This is a genomic window from Streptomyces sp. NRRL S-646 (assembly GCF_000720765.1).
GTDB lineage: Bacteria > Actinomycetota > Actinomycetes > Streptomycetales > Streptomycetaceae > Streptomyces.
This window is the reverse complement of the sequence record NZ_JODC01000007.1, coordinates 935,998-956,785: the sequence shown is the minus strand read 5'-3', so window position 1 is coordinate 956,785 and position 20,788 is coordinate 935,998. Positions and strand designations below refer to the sequence as shown.

General features: G+C 69.4%; 16 protein-coding genes. 4 read left to right on the top strand and 12 right to left on the bottom strand.

The window, feature by feature from the left end:
* Window position 1 precedes the first annotated feature (1 nt).
* The 8 genes from IH68_RS0119795 to IH68_RS0119760 all read right to left on the bottom strand — a co-directional run bounded on the left by IH68_RS0119795 (window position 2) and on the right by IH68_RS0119760 (window position 10,113).
* Window positions 2-658, bottom strand: coding sequence for a phosphatidylserine decarboxylase (locus tag IH68_RS0119795; RefSeq protein WP_030936947.1), 657 nt, complete (start codon window positions 656-658; stop codon window positions 2-4).
* Between the two features lie 170 nt (window positions 659-828).
* Window positions 829-2,034 carry an acyl-CoA dehydrogenase family protein gene (locus tag IH68_RS0119790; RefSeq protein WP_030936943.1) on the bottom strand — a complete coding sequence of 402 codons (1,206 nt, stop codon included), beginning with the start codon at window positions 2,032-2,034 and terminating at the stop codon, window positions 829-831.
* A 3-nt stretch (window positions 2,035-2,037) separates the two neighbouring features.
* Window positions 2,038-2,565, bottom strand: coding sequence for a MaoC family dehydratase (locus IH68_RS0119785; RefSeq protein WP_030936941.1), 528 nt, complete (start codon window positions 2,563-2,565; stop codon window positions 2,038-2,040).
* 5 nt (window positions 2,566-2,570) lie between these two features.
* Window positions 2,571-3,536, bottom strand: a complete 966-nt coding sequence (locus IH68_RS0119780) for an HpcH/HpaI aldolase/citrate lyase family protein (protein WP_030936939.1) — start codon at window positions 3,534-3,536, stop codon at window positions 2,571-2,573.
* Window positions 3,533-5,581 (bottom strand): protein meaA, encoded by a 2,049-nt coding sequence (locus tag IH68_RS0119775; protein WP_030936937.1) that lies wholly within the window; start codon window positions 5,579-5,581, stop codon window positions 3,533-3,535. Before IH68_RS0119775 ends, IH68_RS0119780 begins: the two co-directional genes overlap by 4 nt.
* Window positions 5,582-5,598: 17 nt before the next feature.
* On the bottom strand, window positions 5,599-6,942 hold the full coding sequence (gene ccrA / locus IH68_RS0119770) for a crotonyl-CoA carboxylase/reductase (RefSeq protein ID WP_030936935.1): 1,344 nt from the start codon (window positions 6,940-6,942) through the stop codon (window positions 5,599-5,601).
* A gap of 413 nt (window positions 6,943-7,355) precedes the next feature.
* Complete coding sequence (locus IH68_RS0119765; protein WP_199931890.1) at window positions 7,356-8,189, bottom strand: TetR family transcriptional regulator; 834 nt, start codon at window positions 8,187-8,189, stop codon at window positions 7,356-7,358.
* Window positions 8,190-8,307: 118 nt separating this feature from the next.
* Window positions 8,308-10,113 carry a 3-hydroxyacyl-CoA dehydrogenase family protein gene (locus IH68_RS0119760; protein WP_030936931.1) on the bottom strand — a complete coding sequence of 602 codons (1,806 nt, stop codon included), beginning with the start codon at window positions 10,111-10,113 and terminating at the stop codon, window positions 8,308-8,310.
* A gap of 396 nt (window positions 10,114-10,509) precedes the next feature.
* Here IH68_RS0119760 and IH68_RS0119755 point away from each other — a divergent pair, with 396 nt between their 5' ends.
* Window positions 10,510-11,085 (top strand): adenylosuccinate lyase, encoded by a 576-nt coding sequence (locus IH68_RS0119755; protein ID WP_030936928.1) that lies wholly within the window; start codon window positions 10,510-10,512, stop codon window positions 11,083-11,085.
* 7 nt (window positions 11,086-11,092) lie between these two features.
* Here IH68_RS0119755 and IH68_RS0119750 read toward each other — a convergent pair whose 3' ends face one another.
* The 4 genes from IH68_RS0119750 to IH68_RS0119735 form a co-directional block, all read right to left on the bottom strand.
* On the bottom strand, window positions 11,093-11,593 hold the full coding sequence (locus tag IH68_RS0119750) for a GNAT family N-acetyltransferase (RefSeq protein WP_051833597.1): 501 nt from the start codon (window positions 11,591-11,593) through the stop codon (window positions 11,093-11,095).
* 20 nt (window positions 11,594-11,613) lie between these two features.
* The gene (locus IH68_RS0119745; RefSeq protein WP_030936925.1) at window positions 11,614-12,012 is read right to left on the bottom strand and encodes a RidA family protein; all 399 of its coding nucleotides are present in this window, start codon (window positions 12,010-12,012) and stop codon (window positions 11,614-11,616) included.
* A gap of 62 nt (window positions 12,013-12,074) precedes the next feature.
* Window positions 12,075-13,670, bottom strand: coding sequence for an alpha/beta hydrolase (locus tag IH68_RS0119740; RefSeq protein ID WP_030936923.1), 1,596 nt, complete (start codon window positions 13,668-13,670; stop codon window positions 12,075-12,077).
* Between the two features lie 135 nt (window positions 13,671-13,805).
* Window positions 13,806-14,849, bottom strand: coding sequence for an Rv2578c family radical SAM protein (locus tag IH68_RS0119735; RefSeq protein WP_030936921.1), 1,044 nt, complete (start codon window positions 14,847-14,849; stop codon window positions 13,806-13,808).
* Window positions 14,850-15,026: 177 nt separating this feature from the next.
* On the opposite strand from IH68_RS0119735, the gene IH68_RS0119730 reads away from it, so the two are divergent.
* The 3 genes from IH68_RS0119730 to IH68_RS0119720 all read left to right on the top strand — a co-directional run bounded on the left by IH68_RS0119730 (window position 15,027) and on the right by IH68_RS0119720 (window position 20,689).
* On the top strand, window positions 15,027-15,470 hold the full coding sequence (locus IH68_RS0119730; RefSeq protein WP_030936919.1) for an SRPBCC family protein: 444 nt from the start codon (window positions 15,027-15,029) through the stop codon (window positions 15,468-15,470).
* Between the two features lie 146 nt (window positions 15,471-15,616).
* Window positions 15,617-18,040, top strand: coding sequence for an MFS transporter (locus tag IH68_RS0119725; RefSeq protein WP_030936917.1), 2,424 nt, complete (start codon window positions 15,617-15,619; stop codon window positions 18,038-18,040).
* Between the two features lie 153 nt (window positions 18,041-18,193).
* Entirely contained in the window at window positions 18,194-20,689 is a 2,496-nt protein-coding gene (locus IH68_RS0119720) for a SpoIIE family protein phosphatase (protein WP_030936915.1), read from the top strand.
* Window positions 20,690-20,788: the final 99 nt, after the last annotated feature.

The window sequence follows — 20,788 nt, the reverse complement described above, 5'->3', positions numbered from 1 at the left end:
ATCAATCACGGTCAATGCGAGTCACCCCAGCCACGGTCTTCTGGCCGACCTCGACCGCGACCTCCACGCCCTCGGGCAGGTAGATGTCGACGCGCGAGCCGAAGCGGATCAGACCGATACGGTCGCCCTGCTCGACCTTCGTGCCCTGCGGGATGTAGGGAACGATGCGACGGGCCACCGCGCCGGCGATCTGGATCATCTCGATGTCGCCGAGTTCGGTGTCGAAATGCCAGACTACGCGCTCGTTGTTCTCGCTCTCCTTGTTGAACGCCGGCACGAACCCGCCGGGGATGTGCTCGACCGACGTCACCGTGCCGGAGAGCGGCGCCCGGTTGACGTGGACGTTGAGCGGGCTCATGAAGATCGCGACGCGGGTACGGCCGTCCTTCCACGGCATGATGCTCTGCACCACACCGTCGGCGGGCGAGATGACCCGGCCCGGGGCGATCTCGCGCTCGGGGTCGCGGAAGAACCACAGCATGCCCGCCGCGAGCGCGGTGGCGGGCACGGCCACGGCCTTGGCGACGCCGGAGCGGCGCGCCCGGGCCAGGCTGAGGGCTGCGGTGGCGACGGTCGGCAGAAGCCACGGCGATGCTCCGCGCGCGAGGCGTACGCCGGCCCGGCTGTCGCGTGGTGCAGAGGTTTGGCTGTGGGGCATGGATGACCTTCGTAGCGGATGATGCCGCGCTGTAACGGGGGACGGCGGCTTTCCCGGGATGGTACCGGTCGCGGGCCGCAACTGGGCAAGCCAGGAAGCCGAGTCGGCGGCTGAAGAGTGCTGACGGGGTGTGATCTTCTTCTCCAAGAAAACACCCCGTATCCGGACATCTAGCCCTGGAACCGATACTCTTCGAGCAGCCTGCGACCGATGATCATTTTCTGGATCTCGGCGGTACCTTCACCGATCAGCAGCATCGGGGCCTCACGGTAGAGGCGCTCGATCTCGTACTCCTTGGAGAAGCCGTAGCCGCCGTGGATCCGGAAGGCGTCCTCCACGACCTCCTTGCAGTACTCGGAGGCGAGGTACTTGGCCATACCGGCCTCAAGGTCGTTTCGTTCCCCTGAGTCCTTTTTGCGTGCTGCGTTGACCATCATGGCATGCGCGGCCTCGACCTTGGTAGCCATCTCGGCCAGCTTGAACTGGATGGCCTGGTGCTGGGCGATCGCCTTGCCGAAAGTGTGACGCTGCTGGGCGTACTGGACGCCGAGCTCGAACGCACGCTGAGCGACGCCGCAGCCACGCGCCGCCACGTTCACGCGGCCGACCTCCACGCCGTCCATCATTTGGTAAAAACCTCGGCCGGTCTCGCCGCCGAGCACACGGTTGGCCGGAATCCGCAGGCCATCCATGATCAGCTCGGTGGTGTCGACGCCCTTGTAGCCCATCTTGTCGATCTTCCCGGGGATGGTGAGGCCGGGGCGGACCTCTCCGAAGCCGGGCTCCTTCTCGACCAGGAAGGTCGTCATCGACTTGTGGGGCGCGGTGCCCTCGGGGTGTCCTTCATCACTTCGGACCAGTACGGCGACCAGACTTGACGTTCCGCCGTTCGTCAGCCACATCTTCTGGCCGTTGAGGACGTACTCGTCGCCGTCCTTGACCGCCTTCGACGTGATGGCCGACACGTCCGAGCCGAGGCCCGGCTCCGACATCGAGAAGGCGCCGCGGATGTCGCCGGCCGCCATGCGCGGCAGGAAGTGGTCCTTCTGCTCCTGCGTGCCGTGCTGCTTGAGCATGTACGCCACGATGAAGTGGGTGTTGATGATGCCGGACACCGACATCCAGCCGCGGGCGATCTCCTCGACGCACAGGGCGTAGGTGAGGAGCGACTCGCCCAGGCCCCCGTACTCCTCGGGGATCATCAGGCCGAACAGGCCGAGTTCCTTGAGGCCGTCGACGATCTGCTGCGGGTACTCGTCGCGGTGCTCCAGCTCGGTCGCGACCGGGATGATCTCCTTGTCCACGAAGTCGCGGACGGTGGAGAGGATCTCCTGCTGGATGTCGGTCAGACCGGCGGTCTGGGCGAGACGGGCCATGGCTTACTTCTCCGACTTCTTTTCCGCAGGTGCGGTGAGCTCAGGGCGGCCGGGCTGCTCGCCGCCGCGCTCCTTGATGTACGTCTCGGTGGGCACCATCACCTTGCGGCGGAACACGCAGACCAGCGTGCCGTCCTGCTTGTAGCCCTTGGTCTCGACGTAGACGATGCCGCGGTCGTTCTTCGACTTCGACGGCCACTTGTCGAGCACGGTCGTCTGGCCGTAGATCGTGTCGCCGTGGAAGGTCGGCGCCACGTGCTTGAGCGACTCGATCTCCAGGTTGGCGATCGCCTTGCCGGAGATGTCCGGGACGGACATGCCGAGCAGCAGGGAGTAGATGTAGTTCCCGACGACGACGTTCTTGCCGAAGTCCGTCGTCTTCTCCGCATAGTTCGTGTCCATGTGGAGCGGGTGGTGGTTCATGGTGAGGAGACAGAACAGGTGGTCGTCGTACTCCGTGACCGTCTTGCCCGGCCAGTGCTTGTACGTCGCCCCGACCTCGAACTCCTCGTAGGTGCGTCCGAACTGCATCGCGCTCAGGCCTCCGGGATCTCGAACTTGCTGGTGCGCTGCATGCCGGCGGCGCGTCCCTTGCCGGAGACGACGAGCGCCATCTTGCGGCTGGCCTCGTCGATCATCTCGTCGCCGAGCATCGCGGAGCCCTTCTTGCCGCCCGCCTCGGACGTGTAGTAGTCGTACGCGTCCAGGATCAGCTCGGCGTGGTCGTAGTCCTCCTGGGAGGGCGAGAAGATCTCGTTGGACGCCTCGACCTGGCCCGGGTGCAGCACCCACTTGCCGTCGAAGCCGAGCGCGGCGGCGCGCTGGGCGACCTCGCGGTAGCCGTCGATGTTGCGGATCTGCAGGTAGGGGCCGTCGATCGCCTGGAGGTTGTTGGCGCGGGCGGCCATCAGGATCTTCATCAGGATGTAGTGGTAGGCGTCCGCCGGGTAGCCGGGCGGCTGCTCGCCCACGACCAGCGACTTCATGTTGATCGACGCCATGAAGTCGGCCGGGCCGAAGATGATCGTCTCGACGCGCTGGGAGGCCGTCGCGATCTCGTTGACGTTGTTGAGGCCCTGAGCGTTCTCGATCTGTGCCTCGATGCCGATCTTGCCGACCTCGAAGCCCATGGTCTTCTCGATCTGGGTGAGGAGGAGGTCCAGGGCTACGACCTGCTGGGCGGTCTGCACCTTGGGCAGCATGATGCAGTCGAGGTTCTGGCCGGCGCCCTCGACGACGGTCACGACGTCGCGGTACGTCCACTCGGTCGTCCAGTCGTTGACGCGCACGACCCTCGTCTTGCCGGTCCAGTCGCCCTCGTTGAGGAACTTGACGATGGTGTGCCGCGCCTCGGGCTTGGCGAGCGGGGCGCACGCGTCCTCGAGGTCGAGGAAGACCTGGTCGGCGGGGAGGCCCTGCGCCTTCTCCAGGAAGCGGGGGTTGCTCCCGGGGACCGCGAGGCAGGAGCGTCGCGGACGCAGACGGTTGACGGGCGTGGTCATGCGGGGACCTCCAGGGGGTCGAGCTTGTTCGCTTTCCGGATCTCGTCGACGATGCGGCCGATGATTCCGGTGATGTCGAAGTCCTTCGGGGTGAAGACCGCGGCCACTCCGGCGGCCCGCAGCTGTTCGGCGTCGCCATTGGGGATGATGCCACCGGCGATCACCGGTATATCTGTGGCACCGGCCACACGGAGGCGTTCCAGCACGTCCGGGACCAGCTGGGCGTGCGAGCCGGAGAGGATGGACAGGCCGACCGCGTGCACGTCCTCGGCGAGGGCCGCGTCCACGATCTGCTCGGGCGTCAGGCGGATGCCCTGGTAGACCACCTCGAAGCCGGCGTCACGGGCCCGCACGGCGATCTGCTCGGCGCCGTTGGAGTGCCCGTCCAGGCCGGGCTTGCCGACCAGGAAGCGCAGCTTGCCCACGCCGAGGTCCTTGGCCGTCAGATCGACTTTGCGGCGGACGTCGGACATGGCCGAGCCCTCCTCGGCGGGGATCGCCACAGGCGCGGACGAGACACCGGTGGGGGCGCGGAACTCGCCGAACACCTCACGCAGGGCCCCGGCCCACTCGCCGGTGGTGACGCCCGCGCGGGCGCACTCCAGGGTGGCCTCCATGAGGTTGCTGGTGCCCTTGGCGGCCTCCTTCAGCTTCTCCAGCGCCTTGCAGGGGCGCGGGTGGTTGAAGGGCGGCTGGTAGCGGGTGTCGCGCCAGTGCTGGAGCGAGGCGATGACACGGGCCTCGACAGCTGGATCAACTGTCTGGATGGCTGTATCGAGATCCGCGGTGAGTGGATTGGGCTCGGTCGTCTCGAAGATGTTGACGCCCACGATCTTCTCTTGACCGGACTCAATACGGGCCCGGCGCTCGGCGTGCGAGGAGACGAGCTGCGACTTGAGGTAGCCGGACTCGACGGCGGCCATCGCGCCGCCCATCTCCTGGATCCGCTCGATCTCGGCGAGCGACTCCTCGACGAGCTTCATGACCTTCGCCTCGATGACGTGCGAGCCCTCGAAGATGTCCTCGTACTCCAGCAGATCGCTCTCGAGCGCCAGGACCTGCTGGATGCGCAGGGACCACTGCTGGTCCCAGGGGCGGGGCAGGCCGAGCGCCTCGTTCCAGGCGGGCAACTGCACGGCACGCGCGCGTGCGTCCTTGGAGAGGGTCACGGCCAGCATCTCCAGCACGATCCGCTGGACGTTGTTCTCCGGCTGCGCCTCGGTCAGTCCGAGGGAGTTGACCTGGACGCCGTAGCGGAAGCGGCGGTGCTTGGGGTTCTGGATGCCGTACCGCTCGAGCGTGATCTTTTCCCAGATCCGCCCGAAGGCCCGCATCTTGCACATCTCCTCGACGAAGCGGACGCCCGCGTTCACGAAGAAGGAGATGCGGCCGACGACGTCGCCCATGCGCTCCTGCGGCACCTGGCCGCTGTCGCGCACGGCGTCCAGGACCGCGATCGCCGTGGACATCGCGTATGCGATCTCCTGGACCGGCGTGGCGCCCGCCTCCTGCAGGTGGTAGCTGCAGATGTTGATCGGGTTCCACTTCGGGATGTGGGAGACCGTGTACGCGATCATGTCCGTCGTCAGACGGAGGCTCGGCCCTGGCGGGAAGACGTGCGTGCCGCGGGACAGGTACTCCTTGACGATGTCGTTCTGGGTCGTGCCCTGGAGCCGGGTGATGTCCGCACCCTGCTCCTCGGCGACGACCTGGTAGAGCGCCAGCAGCCACATGGCGGTGGCGTTGATCGTCATCGAGGTGTTCATCTGCTCCAGGGGGATGTCCTGGAACAGCCGGCGCATGTCACCGAGATGCGCGACCGGCACTCCGACCCTGCCGACCTCGCCGCGGGCGAGGATGTGGTCGGAGTCGTAGCCGGTCTGCGTCGGCAGGTCGAACGCGACCGACAGGCCGGTCTGGCCCTTGGCGAGGTTGCGCCGGTACAACTCGTTGGACGCCTCGGCCGTGGAGTGACCGGCGTACGTGCGCATGAGCCACGGCCGGTCCTTCTCCCGCCTGCCTTCGGCGGGCTGACGCTCAGTCATCTATGACCCCGGGTGTCTCAGATGTTGCGGAAGCGGTTGATGGCGTCGATGTGCTTGGCGCGCAGCTCCTCGTCGCGCACGCCGAGGCCCTCCTCGGGGGCCAGGCACAGCACGCCGACCTTGCCCTGGTGGAGGTTGCGGTGCACGTCGTACGCGGCCTGCCCGGTCTCCTCCAGGGAGTAGACCTTCGACAGCGTCGGGTGGATCTTGCCCTTCGCGATGAGCCGGTTGGCCTCCCAGGCCTCGCGGTAGTTGGCGAAGTGCGAGCCGATGATCCGCTTCAGGGACATCCACAGGTAGCGGTTGTCGTACTCGTGGTTGTAGCCCGAGGTCGAGGCGCAGGTGACGATGGTGCCGCCCTTGCGCGTGACGTAGACGGAGGCGCCGAAGGTCTCGCGGCCGGGGTGCTCGAAGACGATGTCGACGTCCTCGCCGCCGGTCAGCTCGCGGATGCGCTTTCCGAAGCGCTTCCACTCGCGCGGGTCCTGCTCGTGCTCGTTCTTCCAGAACTTGTAGCCCTCGGCGTTGCGGTCGATGATCGCCTCGGCGCCCATCGCCCGGCAGATCTCCGCCTTTTGCGGCGAGGACACGACACAGATCGGGTTGGCGCCACCGGCCAGTGCGAACTGCGTGGCGTACGAGCCCAGACCGCCGCTCGCGCCCCAGATCAGGACGTTGTCGCCCTGCTTCATGCCGGCGCCGTTGCGGGAGACCAGCTGGCGGTACGCGGTGGAGTTGACCAGGCCCGGAGCGGCGGCCTCCTCCCACGACAGGTGGTCCGGCTTCGGCATCAGCTGGTTGGACTTGACGAGCGCGATCTCGGCGAGCCCGCCGAAGTTCGTCTCGAAGCCCCAGATGCGCTGCTCGGGGTCGAGCATCGTGTCGTTGTGGCCGTCCGACGACTCGAGTTCGACGGAGAGGCAGTGCGCGACGACCTCGTCACCGGGCTTCCAGGCGTTGACGCCGGGGCCGGTGCGCAGGACGACGCCCGCGAGGTCGGAGCCGATGATGTGGTACGGCAGGTCGTGGCGCTTGGTCAGCTCCGACAGGCGGCCGTAGCGCTCCAGGAACCCGAAGGTCGACAGGGGCTCGAAGATCGAGGTCCACACGGAGTTGTAGTTGACCGAGGAGGCCATGACGGCCACCAGGGCCTCGCCCGGGCCGAGCTCCGGCAGCGGAACCTCGTCCAGGTGGATCGACTTGCGCGGGTCCTTGTCGCGGGTCTCCAGGCCCGCGAACATCTCCGTCTCGTCCTTGTGCACGGTGATCGCGCGGTACGACTCGGGGAGCGGCAGGGCGGCGAAGTCGGCCGGCGTCGAGTCCGGCGACTGGATCGCGTCCAGGATGTCCTTCGTGGTCACGGTGTTGCCTCCGGCGATACGCGTCCTGAGGGAGGGACGCTGAGGGTTACGTCGGTGCTGCTGAGGTTTTTTGAGAAGTGCCGTCGGTTCGGCGGTGGTGCTGTTCGGCAGCGCTTTGTGGCGCGGGAGGTTGCCTGTGACGCAGGCGTCCGGGCGCGCAAGCCATGGGCTTGAGGGGACAGCCGACGTGCGGTAGGTCTCTGCACGCCGGCCGCCCGGACTCCTTCAACGTATGACACCGCGTGTCACCTCGCAAGGCACTGAGTGCCAGAGATTGCCCTCAGGTGAAATCTTTACGTAACAAATGAGCGATGATCGATCGAAACAGGGCTTGAAAGGTGTGGGAAAAGGGGCTCTGACATGCCAAAACGGCCACCCCGAAGGGTGGCCGTCATCACAGGTCTGGAGAGGCCTCAGCGCTCCTTGAGCGCCTGCTCGATGGTCCGCATGACCTCGTCCAGCGGGGCGTCGGTGCGGGCTACGGTGACCAGGACCTCGCCCTGGGTGGAGACGGCCGCGGGAGCCGTCGGCCTCGTAGTCGTCGTGCTGCGCCCCGCCCCGATGCCCGTCCCGAACGTCTTGCGCACGATCGCGAAGGCGTGGTCCAGCTGCGCCTCCACGTCGCCCTGCCCGCCCGCCCGCAGCCAGCGTCTGAGGACGTGGTTGTGGGCGGTGACCACGGCGGACGCGGCGACCTCGGCCAGCAGCGGGTCGTCGTTGGCGTCGTCGTCGTGCGCATGCTCGTCGAAGTGGCCGAGGAGGTAGCGGGTGAAGAGGCGCTCGTAACGGGCCACCGACGCGATCTCCGCCTCGCGCAGCGTGGGCACCTCACGCGTCAGCTTGTAGCGGGCGACCGAGATCTCCGGCCGCGCCGCGTACATCCGCATGACTTCCTTGATGCCGCGGCACACCGTGTCGAGCGGGTGCTCGTGCGCGGGAGCCGCATTGAGCACGGCCTCCGCACGGATCAACGTGTCGTCGTGGTCGGGGAAGATCGCCTCTTCCTTGGAGCGGAAGTGACGGAAGAACGTGCGGCGCGCGACCCCGGCCGCGGCCGCGATCTCGTCGACGGTGGTCGCCTCGTACCCCTTGGTCGCGAACAGCTCCATCGCCGCGGCCGCCAGTTCGCGGCGCATCTTGAGCCGCTGGGCGGCCGCGCGACTGCCTGCGGCACTTTCCGGCGCGTCGGGCGTAGCTGGTGTACGTGAGGACTTGGCGGGCTGGGACATGACCCGAACGTACTGCATGTGCGCAGCTTGATGCGCATGTACGGGGGTTACCCCGCCCTGCGCGGGCGGGGGTCCTCCGGTCGGGCCGAGCAGTCCGCCCCAGTCCGTCTCGCCTCTGAACCAGTCGCCGGCGCCGTCAGCGGCGGGCATATTCGCGGAAGCCACGGCCCGTCTTGCGGCCGAGGCAGCCCGCGGCCACCAGGTGCTCCAGGAGCGGCGCGGGGGCCAGGCCCGGGTCGCGGAACTCGCGGTGCAGGACCTTCTCGATCGCCAGGGAGACGTCGAGCCCGACGACGTCCAGGAGCTCGAAGGGACCCATCGGGTAGCCGCCGCCCAGCTTCATCGCCGCGTCAATGTCGTCAAGAGATGCATAGTGTTCCTGCACCATCTTGATCGCGTTGTTGAGGTACGGGAAAAGCAGTGCATTCACGATGAAGCCTGCACGGTCTCCACAGTCGACCGCATGCTTCTTGATCCGTCCACACACCTCGCGCACCGTCGCGTGGACGTCCTCGGCCGTCAACACCGTGCGGACGACCTCGACCAGCTTCATCGCCGGTGCCGGGTTGAAGAAGTGCATGCCGATCACGTCCTGCGGGCGCGAGGTGGCGCGGGCGCAGGCGACCACGGGCAGTGAGGAGGTCGTGGTGGCCAGGACTGCGCCCGGCTTGCAGACCTTGTCCAGCGTGGCGAACAGCTGCTGCTTGATCTCCAGGTCCTCGGCGACCGCCTCGACGGCCAGGTCGACGTCGGCGAAGGACTCGTACGAACCCGCCGCGGTGATCCGGTCCAGGGTCTGCGCGGCCGCCTCGGCGGTCATCCGCCCCTTGTCGACGGAGCGCGACAGCGACTTGCCGATACGGGCCTTGGCGGCCTGCGCCTTCTCCTCGCTGCGGGCGGCGAGGACGACCTCGTAGCCTGCCTTGGCGAAGACCTCGGCGATACCGGACGCCATGGTGCCGGAGCCCGCGACGCCGACGGAGCGCACCTCGCGGCCCGGGGTGAGGGCCGCGCCGTCCAGCGGCGTCAGCGCGTCCCGCACGACGGTGGCGCTGCCCGGGGCCTCGTAGGTGTAGAAGCCGCGGCCCGACTTGCGGCCGGTCAGGCCCGCCTCACTGAGCTGCTTGAGGATCGGCGCGGGGGCGTGCAGCCGGTCGTGGGACTCGGCGTACATGGCCTCCAGGACCGTGCGCGCGGTGTCGACACCGATGAGGTCGAGCAGCGCGAGGGGGCCCATCGGCAGACCGCAGCCGAGCCGCATCGCCGCGTCGATGTCCTCGCGGGAGGCGTACTTCGCCTCGTACATCGCGGCGGCCTGGTTGAGGTAGCCGAACAGCAGGCCGTCGGCGACGAACCCGGGCCGGTCGCCGACCGCGACGGGCTCCTTGCCGAGGTCGAGGGCGAGGTTGGTGACCGCGGTGACGGCAGTCGGCGCGGTGAGGACGGAGGAGACGACCTCGACCAGCTTCATCGCGGGCGCCGGGTTGAAGAAGTGCAGGCCCAGCACGCGCTCCGGACGGGCCGAGTCGGCGGCCAGACGGGTCACGGACAGGGCGTTGGTGCCGGTCGCCAGGATCGTCTCCGGGCGGACGATCCCGTCGAGCTCACGGAAGATCTGGTGCTTGATCTCGTACGACTCCGGAGCCACCTCGATGACGAGGTCGGCGTCGGCCGCGGCCTGCAGGTCGGTGGAGGTGCGGACGCGGGCGAGGACGTCCGCGCGCTCCTGCTCGGTCAGCCGGCCCCGCTCCACGGCACGGGCAGTGGCCGCCTCCAGAGTGGCGAGGGCCTTGGCGGCCGCGGCCTCGCTGATGTCGATGCCGACGACCTCGCGGCCGGCCTTGGCGAGGACCTCGGTGATACCGGTGCCCATGGTGCCGAGGCCGACGACGGCAATGGTCGTGAGCGAAGAGGAAGGGGTGTGGGACAGGGGAGTGGCCATCGCGGGACTCCAGGCATGAGGGTGACGACTGGGAGAGCGCCCGGGTGCGCCGAGGGAATCCGGCCGAAGCCGGACCTGGCGCACCGGGTGCGTGAAAGGAATGCGGGTGTTGCCGGGCTGCAAGCGCACACGCCCGGTGCCGTCGCCGTGGGCGTGCACACGCCTGGAGCGAACGGTGGGAAATCCGACCGGCCCTGTCCCGTGGCCGGGTCGTGCTGCGGTACCTGAGGTACCGAACCGACTGCTCTTACGACGGCTGCGTCACCAGGCCGCCGTAAGGAGATGCGAGTGGGTAACTCGCTCGTCTGAGCTTAACCGGCGGGTAACGAGCGCGCTAGTCCCCGTGTTTGTGATGTACGTCCCGAGAGATCGGCGTCCCCTCTAATCTTCGGTGTCATGGACGAAGAGTTGCGATCACTCACGGAGCGTTTACGGGCGGAGTCGGGGGCGACGGCCGCGTACGACCGTCTCGTGGCCACCGAGGACCCCGACGAGCTGGCGCGGGTGCTCACCGAGTCCGGGCAGCCGCTGTGGGCCAGGGAGCTGGCCGCGTTCCGGCTGGGGCTTGCGGGTGACCGGCGTGCCTTCGAGGCCCTCGTCCTGTTTCTGAACCACCGCGATCCGCAGCGCTGTGCCTCCGCCGCCCACGCCCTCGCCCATCTCGGCGATCCGCGCACCGCCCGCGCGGCGGCAGCCCTCGCCACCAACGAACTCCGCGTCGCCTACGCCCTCCACCCGGTCCGGCTCCTTGCGCAGCTGCGCGCCCCCGAGTCCGTGCCCGCGCTGATCACCACCCTGGAGCGCAGGCTGCGCCCGCACGACCCGTACCGCCGGGTGGCGCTCGCCTGCGTGGAGGGCCTCGGCGCTCTGGAGGACGCCCGCGCCAGACCCGTCCTCAACGAGGCGCTGGCCCACCCGGCCCTGGCGGAGGCGGCGGTCCGGGCGCTGGCCCGGATCCCGAAACAGAGGTGACGCCGCGTCAGGCCGAAAGCTCCCTGACGTACCGGACTTCCGGTACTTCGACTCCGTCCACCTCGAAAGGCTCCTCGGTGCCGTCCGGACGGAAGCCGGATGCCTCGTAGAAGTGGCGCGCGCGATGGTTCTCCTTGAGGACCCAGAGGAACAGGCGGCCGTGTCCGGCGGCCGTGCACCGACGCGTGGACTCCTGGAGGAGGGCTCGCCCGATGCCGCCGCCGTACCGGCCCGGGGCGACGTAGATCGCGTACAACTCGGCATCTCCCGTGTGCACTTCGACGTCCCGGCGCGGGCCGTGACAGAGCCAGCCGATGACCTCCCCGGCCTGCTCGGCGACCAGGTTCAGTACTCCGGGGTTGCGCTGCAGGAAGCGCACCCGTCGTCGCTCGGCGTCCTCCGGAACGCTCATCGCGTCCAGGTAGGACTGCGGGATGATCCCCCGGTACGCGGACTGCCAGCCGCCGACTCGGATCGCCGCCACGCGTTCGCAGTCGGCGAGAGTCATCTCCCGGACCAGGAGCCCGCTCACCCGCCCACGACCGCGAACGCCTCGATCTCCATCAGGAACTCGGGTCGGACCAGCGCGGTGACCTGTACCGCGGAGGCGGCGGGGAGCCGGTCGTCGGGTATGTGGGTGGCGCGGGCCGTGCGGATCGCGGGCAGGTGTGCTGTGTCCGTGACGAAGTAGGTGAGTTTGACGACGTCGTCGAAGGTCGCCCCGACGGAGGCCAGGCAGCGGCGGAGGTTCTCGAAGACCTGGCGGGCCTGGGCCTCGGGGTCGCCCTCGCCGACGAGTTTGCCGTCCTCGTCCAGCGCGAGCTGGCCGGCGATCGCGACGAAACGGCCCGTGCCCATGACGACGTGGCTGTACTGCGCGGCGGGGAAGACCCCGTCGGGGGCGGTGATCCTGGTCAGCTCACTCATGCGTCCATCGTGGACCATGGGTCTGACAACGCCCCCGACGGGACCTCACCTTCGGGTCGTGCTCAGCCGCGGAAGCCGATCAGGCCGTGCAGCGTGGCGCCGCCGTCGGACGTCGGCGCCGCCTTCGTGCTCAGCGCCTCCTTGGTGCTCAGCGGCTTGGGGTCGGGCTTCTTCGGGCACACCGCGTCGATCGGGCCGCCGCTGCGCGGCACCGTGCCGTCGGACAGGTACGTCGCCAGGTACTTGTCCAGGCAGGCGTTCCCACTCAGGGTGATGCCGTGGTTGCCGCCGCCCTGCTCGACCACGAAGCTCGAGCCGGCCAGCAGACGGTGGACCGTCACGCCGCCCTCGTACGGGGTGGCCGCGTCGTTGGTCGCCTGGAACAGCAGTACCGGTGGCAGCTTGTCGTTGGCGACGTGCACCGGCTTCAGCGAGTCCGTCGGCCAGAAGGCGCACGGCGCGTTGTACCAGGCGTTGTTCCAAGCCATGAACGGCGCCTTCTCGTACACCGCCCAGTTGTCCTTGCGCCACTGGTTCCAGTCGCGCGGCCAGGAGGCGTCACGGCACTGTACGGAGGCGTAGATGCTGTAGCCGTTGTCGCCGGACGCGTCGACGGCGGCGAAGTTCTGGTACGTCTCGACCAGCGGGTCGGGGTTCTTGTCGTTCACATACGCCGCGAACGCCTCGGCCAGGTACGGCCAGTAGCCGTTGTAGTAGCCGCCGGGGATGAACGTGTCCTCCAGCTCGGAGGCCCCCACCTTGTCGCCGGCCGGCTTCTTGGCGACCGCCTTGCGCATCGCGTACCACTTGGCCTCGACGCTGGCCGGGTCGGTGCCGAGCTTGTACGTCGAGTCGTACTTGGCGATCCAGGCCATCAGGGCCTTCTGGCGGGCGTCGAAGGCGTAGCCCTGCGCGATGTTGTCGTCGTACCAGACGCCGGTCGGGTCGACGATCGAGTCCAGGACCAGGTGCTTCACCCGCTGCGGGAAGAGCTTGGCGTAGACGGCGCCCAGGTAGGTGCCGTACGAGTAGCCGAAGTAGCTGGTCTGCCGGGCGCCCAGGGCCGCGCGGATCGAGTCCATGTCCTGCACGGCCTGAATGGTGTTGATGTACGGCAGCAGGCTCGCGTACTTGGTGCCGCAGGCGGCGGCGAAGGACTTGGCGCGGTCGAGGTTGGTCTTCTCCAGGGCCGGTGTGCTCGGCACGGTGTCCGGGCGCACCGGATTGAAGTGGCCCGGCTTGCAGTCGAGGGCGGGCTTGCTCTTGCCCACCCCGCGCGGGTCGAAGCCGATGACGTCGTACTGGGCCGCGACCGCCTTGGGCAGGGAGGACGCGACGAATCCGGCGAGCGTGAGGCCGCTGCCGCCGGGACCGCCGGGGTTGACCAGCAGCGGGCCCTGGCTCTTCTGCGCGGTGTGCGTCACGCGCGAGAGCGCAAGGGTGATCTGCTTACCGTGCGGGTTCCGGTGGTCGAGCGGCACGTCGAGCGATGCGCACTGGAGCGTCGGATAGCTCGTGGTGGCGCAGTTCTTCCAGGTGAGTTTCGCCGCGGGAGCGGATGGCGGGGACTGCGAGGTGCTCGCGCCGGCGGGGAGAGCCGTGAAGCTCCCGGCCACGACGACGACGGCACCGCACAGCACCGCTGCGCGTTTTCTCATGAAGTCCTCCCAGGACGGAGGGTTTCGGACCGCGAGGCTCACGGTCCTCGCCGCATCCTCCCGGAAAGCCGCCCCGGAAGAACTCGTTCTGGCAAGACTTGACCCGATCGGGTCGCGGGATGCGCTCGTATGCTCTCAAATGAGCGTGAGTTGGGTCGGTTCGGACACCCCCGCCTCGGGTGCCTCGGGCGGCCGGATCCGCCGTGGCATCCCCGCGCGCGTGGGGCCGATCCCGTACTCCTGGGCCAGCTCGTGGACCTGACGGGTGATTCGGCGCTGGTACCACTTGGGGGCGTATGAGCCGTCCGCGTACAGGCGCTCGTAGCGGCGCACCAGGTACGGGTGGTGCTGGGCCAGCCAAGCCATGAACCACTCGCGGGCGCCGGGCCGCAGATGCAGCACCAGCGGGGTGACGGAGGTGGCCCCGGCAGCTGCGATCGCCCGTACGGTGGCGCGCAGTTGGGCGGGCCGGTCGCTCAGGAACGGGATCACCGGGGCCATCAGGACGCCGCATCCGATGCCGTGCTCGGCGAGTGTGCGGACCACGTCCAGGCGGCGCTCCGGGGCGGGCGTGCCCGGCTCCACCGTGCGCCACAGCTCGGGGTCGGTGAAGCCGACCGACACCGAGATGCCGACGTCCGTCACCTGGGCCGACTGCACCAGCAGATCCAGGTCGCGCAGGATCAGTGTGCCCTTCGTCAGGATCGAGAAGGGGTTGGCGTGGTCGCGCAGGGCGGACAGGATGCCCGGCATCAGCCGGTAGCGCCCTTCGGCGCGCTGGTAGCAGTCGACGTTCGTGCCCATCGCGATGTGCTCGCCCTGCCAGCGGCGCGAGCCGAGCTGGCGGCGCAGCAGCTCCGGGGCGTTCACCTTGACCACGATCTGCGAGTCGAAGTCGATCCCCGAGTCGAGGTCCAGATAGGTGTGCGTCTTGCGGGCGAAGCAGTACACGCACGCGTGCGAGCAGCCGCGGTACGGATTGACCGTCCACTCGAAGGGCATGCGCGAGGCGCCCGGCACCCGGTTGATGATCGAGCGGGCCCGCACCTCGTGGAAGGTGATTCCACGGAATTCGGGCGTGTCGAAGGTACGGCTGACCACCGCGTCCGCGCCGAACAACGCGGCGTCCGCCGCCCGGCTGTGCCCGCCGGACTCCACTGTGAGGTTCTCCCACCGCATGACGCCTCCTCGGTAGCGCTGCCCCGAGTGAAACACGTGTTCGATTTCCCGTGCAAGGCCTGTTTCCGATCCCTCGGAAGCCCCACAGGCCTCCTGGGCCACCCCGATTTGGGCGGCCGTGGGCGGGGGTGGTTGGCTTGCCCCCACCCCGAGAAAAGCAAGTCCTGGAGGAAACCGATGGCGCAGGTCGAGGCCACTACCGAGCGGGTCGTCGCGGCAGACGCGGAGAAGGTGTTCGACGCCCTCGCCGACTACAGCGGCACGCGCGCGAAGGTGCTGCCCGAGCACTTCAGCGAGTACGAGGTGCGCGAGGGCGGCGACGGCGAGGGCACCCTCGTCCACTGGAAGCTCCAGGCCACCAGCAAGCGCGTGCGTGACTGCCTCCTGGAGGTCAGCGAGCCCACCGACGGCGAGCTCGTCGAGAAGGACCGCAACTCCTCGATGGTCACCACCTGGCGGGTCACCCCGGCGGGGGAGGGCAAGTCCCGCGTCGTCGTGACCACCGTCTGGAACGGCGCCGGCGGCATCGGCGGCTTCTTCGAGAAGACGTTCGCGCCCAAGGGCCTCGGCCGGATCTACGACGCCGTGCTCGCCAAGCTCGCCACCGAGGTCGAGAAGTAAGTCCCGGCCACTCGGGGGCCATTGACGCCCCTCACCGGTTCGAGTGGATCTCCTTGCGCCGCACCGGTCCGCCGTAACTCGTCGCGCTTGCCCGTAGTTGCCGCCCTGAGCGGAATTGTGTGGCAGCGCGGCGAGGGGAGCGGTACGTGAGCGGGACAACGGTGCAGGGCGAGCTGCGGGGCGAACCCGCCCTGGCGCCCCCGCAGACCCCCGCCGCACCGCCCCACCCGGTCGAACCGAGCCCGCGCCGGGTGCGGTTGGTCTTCCTAGGGCTGATGCTGGCGCTGCTGCTCGCCGCCCTGGAGCAGATGATCGTCGCCACCGCGCTCCCGAAGATCGTCGGCGAGCTGCACGGCCTGGACAGGATGTCCTGGGCGATCACCGCCTACCTCCTCACGGCCACCGTGGGCCTCCCGGTCTACGGCAAGCTCGGCGACCTGCTCGGCCGCAAGGGCGTCTTCCAGTTCGCCATCGTCGTCTTCGTGATCGGCGCCGCGCTCGCGGGCCGGGCGCAGAGCATGGACCAGCTGATCGCCTTCCGCGCGGTCCAGGGGGTCGGCGCTGGCGGGCTCATGATCGGCGTGCAGGCGATCATCGCGGACATTGTGCCGCCCCGTCGGCGCGGTCGTTTCATGGGCCTGATCGGCGCCGCGTTCGGCCTTGCGTCTGTTGCCGGGCCCCTGTTGGGCGGGTACTTCACGGACCACCTCTCCTGGCGCTGGTGCTTCTACTTCAACGTCCCCTTCGGCCTGGTCACCCTGGCCGTCGTCACCGTCGTCCTGAAGCTTCCGAAGCCGCAGGCCAAGGCGCGGCTCGACGTGCTCGGTGCGCTGCTGCTCGCCGCCGCCTCCACCTGCCTTGTGTTGCTGACCAGTTGGGGCGGCACCGAGTACGCCTGGGACTCGCGGGTGATCCTCGGACTCGGCGCTGGAGCGGTCGCCGCCACCGTGCTCTTCCTCGTCGCCGAGCACTTCGCCGCCGAACCCCTCATCCCGCTGCGGCTGTTCAGGGACTCCGTCTTCAACGTCACCGGTCTGGTGGGCCTGGTGACCGGCGTCGCGCTGTTCGGCGCCGCCAGCTATCTGCCGACCTTTCTGCAGATGGTCGACGGGGCCTCCGCCACCGAGTCGGGTCTGCTGATGCTGCCCATGATGGGCGGCATCGTCGGCGCCTCGATCGTCTCCGGGCAGCTCATCAGCCACACCGGGCGCTACAAGATCTACCCCGTCCTCGGGAGCGCCGTCTCCGTCGTCGGCATGTGGCTGCTCTCCCGCCTCGAGGTCGACACGCCCCGACTGCACTACAGCCTCTGGATGGCCGTCCTCGGTGCCGGTATCGGCATGGTGATGCCGGTCCTGATCCTCGCCGTGCAGAACTCCGTGCGCCCCGCCGACCTCGGCACCGCCACCAGTGCCAACAACTACTTCCGGCAGATCGGCGGCAGCGTCGGCGCCGCGATCTTCGGCACCCTGTTCGCCGACCGGCTCACCGACGCCCTCACAAAACGGCTCCCCGCGCGCGCGGGTGCACAGCTTCCCGACCCGGAGTCCATCACCCCGCAGCTCGTCCACGCGCTGCCCGCGCCGCTGCGCGACGACTACATCCGGGCGTACGCCGACGCCATGCCCCGGATCTTCCTCTACCTGGTGCCGGTGCTCGCCCTCGGCCTGCTCATCGCGTTCTTCCTCAAGGAGAAACCCCTGGTGTCCCACCACGCCGCCGAAACCGAGCCCGCGACCGCCGCGATCCCGCAGGCCCTCCCCCACCCTTCGGGCGGGGGGACCCCCATTTCGCTTCGCTCGCCGTACGCCGCCGGAGTACCCGTCTGCGGCACGGTGCAGCACCCCGACGGGACCGTCGTCCCGCGCGCCGCGCTCACGCTCATCGACGCCACCGGACAGCAGATCGGTCGGGGTGCCAGCGGCGAGGACGGGCGGTACGCGCTGTCCACGCCCGGCGCGGGATCGTACGTCCTCATCGCCGCCGCGGGCGGCCACCAGCCGCAGGCCGTCTCCGTCACCGTCGGCGAGCGCCCCGTCGAGCTGGATGTCGTCCTCGGCGGCGCCGGCCGCCTCGCCGGCGGCGTGCTCACCGCCGACGGCACCCCCGTGCGCGACGCCACCGTCACGCTCACCGACGTACGCGGCGAGGTCGTCGCCACCACCCGCAGCGGACGCGAGGGCGGCTACGCCATCACCGAGCTGGTGGCCGGCGAGTACACCCTCGCCGCGAGCGCGCCCGGGTTCCGCCCGGCCGCGTTCCCGGTCACCGTCCAGGCCTCACGGGAGACCCGCCAGGACGTCGAACTCGCGGGCGGCGCCGTGCTGCGCGGCACCGTGCGCACCGGCGGCGGGAGGCCGGTCGACGACGCGCGCGTGACCCTGCTCGACGCGGCGGGCAACGTGGTGGACACGCTGACCACCGGCCTCGACGGAACGTTCCGGTTCGTCGACCTGTCCTCCGGCGAGTACACCGTCATCGCGGCCGGTTACCCGCCGGTCGCCACCGTGCTCCAGGTCGCGGGAGGCGGCCGGACCGAGCGGGACCTGCAGCTGGGACACGAAGACTGACGCAGCGTCATGCGCTCCGGCGCGCGCCCCCGCGCGCCGGGGCCGTTCCGTTGCACCAATTCCCGCATTGCCGCACATCACCACCGGGCGGAGCCGTACGGTGGAGCAGGCGGCACAGATCTTGCGGAGCCGTGGGGAGAGAGGGCCTGGGCCATGGACAATGGCACCGACCGTGGCACCGAGAGGGATGCGCCTCCCAGCCGCGGAGCTGGGAACGGCGCGGCGACGGAGTCCACCGCGGCCGGCCGCGTCCCGCTGGCCGTGGTCGTGGTGGACCGTGACGGCCTCGTCTCCCACTGGAGCAGGGGCGCGGGCCGGCTCTTCGGAGTCCCCAAGGACGACGCGATAGGGCGCGCGGCGGTGGACCTGCTGCCCGTCTCCGGCGCACTGCCCGAGGACGAGGACATCACCCCGTACGGGGCATACGGCGCGTACGACGGACTGGGCCCCGACCTGGAGTCGTCCCTCGACGGCAGGCTCTCCTACCCGGCCGCGGGCCGCGCCCGCCTCACCGTCCCCGAACACGACAGCCTCCACGCGCGCGTGGACGTGCTGTGGTGGGCCTACCCCCTGGTCGGACCCGGGTACGAGCGGCTGCTCGTGCTCGCCGCCGAAACCGCCGGACTCCGCCAGGACGAAGCCGACGGCAGCGAAGGGGACCTGGCGTTCGAGCGGATCGCGCCCGGCTTCGCCCTGCACACGGACTTCCCCGGCGCCGAGGAGCTGGCACGCCGGCTGCCCGAGATCCTGCCCAGCATGAGCGTCGACGAAAGCGCCCGCATCGTCGCGCAGGTCCTGGAACTGGGCTATCCCGTCCTGGAGTTCAGCCAGAACGACCGGGTGCCCGTCACCCCTGACTGGGGCGTCCCGCGGCGCATCGAGCGCAAGGCCCGCCGCGAGCGGGCCGCGCGGGCGGCGGCCGAGGGCCTGCCGGTACCGCAGGAACTCGCCGACGACGCCGAGGACCTCGAGTACGCCGCCGTACGCGAACACCTGGAGTTCCTCAACGAGGTCAGCGGGAAGATCGGCACCTCGCTCGACCTGTCCACGACCATCATCGAGGTCAGCAAGGCCGTCGTCCCGCGCTTCACGGACGTCGCCGGCACCTATCTGCGCGAACAGGTCGTGGCCGGCGAGGGGTTCCCGGACGGCGTTCCGGACACCACCACCATGTGGCACCGGGTCGCCCTCGAGCACACCGACGAGCCCGGCCGCTGGGACGACGTCGTGCCGGTCGGCGAGGCCATGCCCTTCCCGGCGCACACGCCGTTCTTCCAGTGCATGACCAGCGGCGAGCCCGTCCTCGTGCCGCGCATCAGCGAGGAGATGGGCCACGCCATCGCCTCGCAGTTCGAGAAGCGGGACATCCGGCCGCTGATCACCAACCGCTCCATGCTGATCGTGCCCCTGAAGGCACGCAACGTGGTGCTCGGCTTCATGATCCTGCTGCGCCACCCCGAGCGCGTCGAGTTCAACGACATGGACCGGGTCACCGGGGCCGAACTCGCCGCCCGCGCGGGCCTCGTGCTCGACAACGCGCGCATGTACACGTACCAGGAGAGCGTCGCCGAGACCCTCCAGGACAGCATGCTGCCGCACATCCCGCCGCGCATGGCGGGCTGCGACATCGCCACCCGTTATCTGCCGGGCACGCTCCTCGGCCGGGTCGGCGGCGACTGGTTCGACTCCGTGAAGCTGCCCGGTGCCCGCACGGCACTGGTCGTCGGTGACGTCATGGGCCACGGCCTCAACTCGGCAGCCATGATGGGCCAGTTGCGCACGGCCGTGCAGACCATGGCCGCGCTCGACCTGCCGCCCGCCCAGCTCCTGCGCAATCTCGACGACCTCGCGCAGCGCCTCGGCGACACCTACCTCGCGACCTGTCTGTATGCCGTCTACGACCCGATCGCGGGCGAACTGCACATCGCCAACGCGGGCCACATCCCACCCGTGCTGGTCCGGGCGGAGGACGGCCGCAGCGAGCTGCTCGACCTGCCGACCGGCGCGCCCATCGGTGTCGGCGGAGTGCCCTTCGAAGCGGTACGCGTGCGCGTGGAGCCCGGCGACCGCATCGTGATGTGCACCGACGGACTCGTCGAGGTGCGCGGCGAGGACATCGGCGTGGGCCTGGCGACCCTCAGCGAGTCCGCCGCCCACCCGGCCGCGTCCATGGACGACGCCTGCGACTCCATCATCCGCGCCCTCAACACCCGCGGCGGCCGCAAGGACGACGTGGCCCTGCTGATGGCCCGCCTCAACGGCATCGAGCCGGACGACGTCGCCGAGTGGCGGCTCGCCCTCGACCCGATCGAGGTCGGCCGCGCGCGTGCCGTCGTCCGTGAACAGCTCCACGACTGGGGGCTCGCCAAACTCGCCCCGAACGCAGAGCTGTTGGTCAGCGAGCTCGTCACCAACGCCGTACGGCACTCGCACAGCCGCCCGGTCGAACTGCGGCTCGTCCGCGGCGACACCCTGCTGTGCGAAGTGGACGACGACGACCACGACCTGCCGACCCTGCGCAGCGCCGGCCCGGAGGAGGAGTTCGGACGCGGACTGCGCGTGGTCAGCGCCCTCGCCCGCGAGTGGGGAACCAGCCGTACGAAGGCGGGCAAGACCGTCTGGTTCGAACTGACCCTGCCCCGGCGCTGACCGCACAACGGGCCCGTGCTGACTGTGCATCAGAGGTGTGAGGGGCGCCCGGGGGCGTACGCCTCTCGAATGCGGAGTGAAGGAATGCGCCGCGCGCTT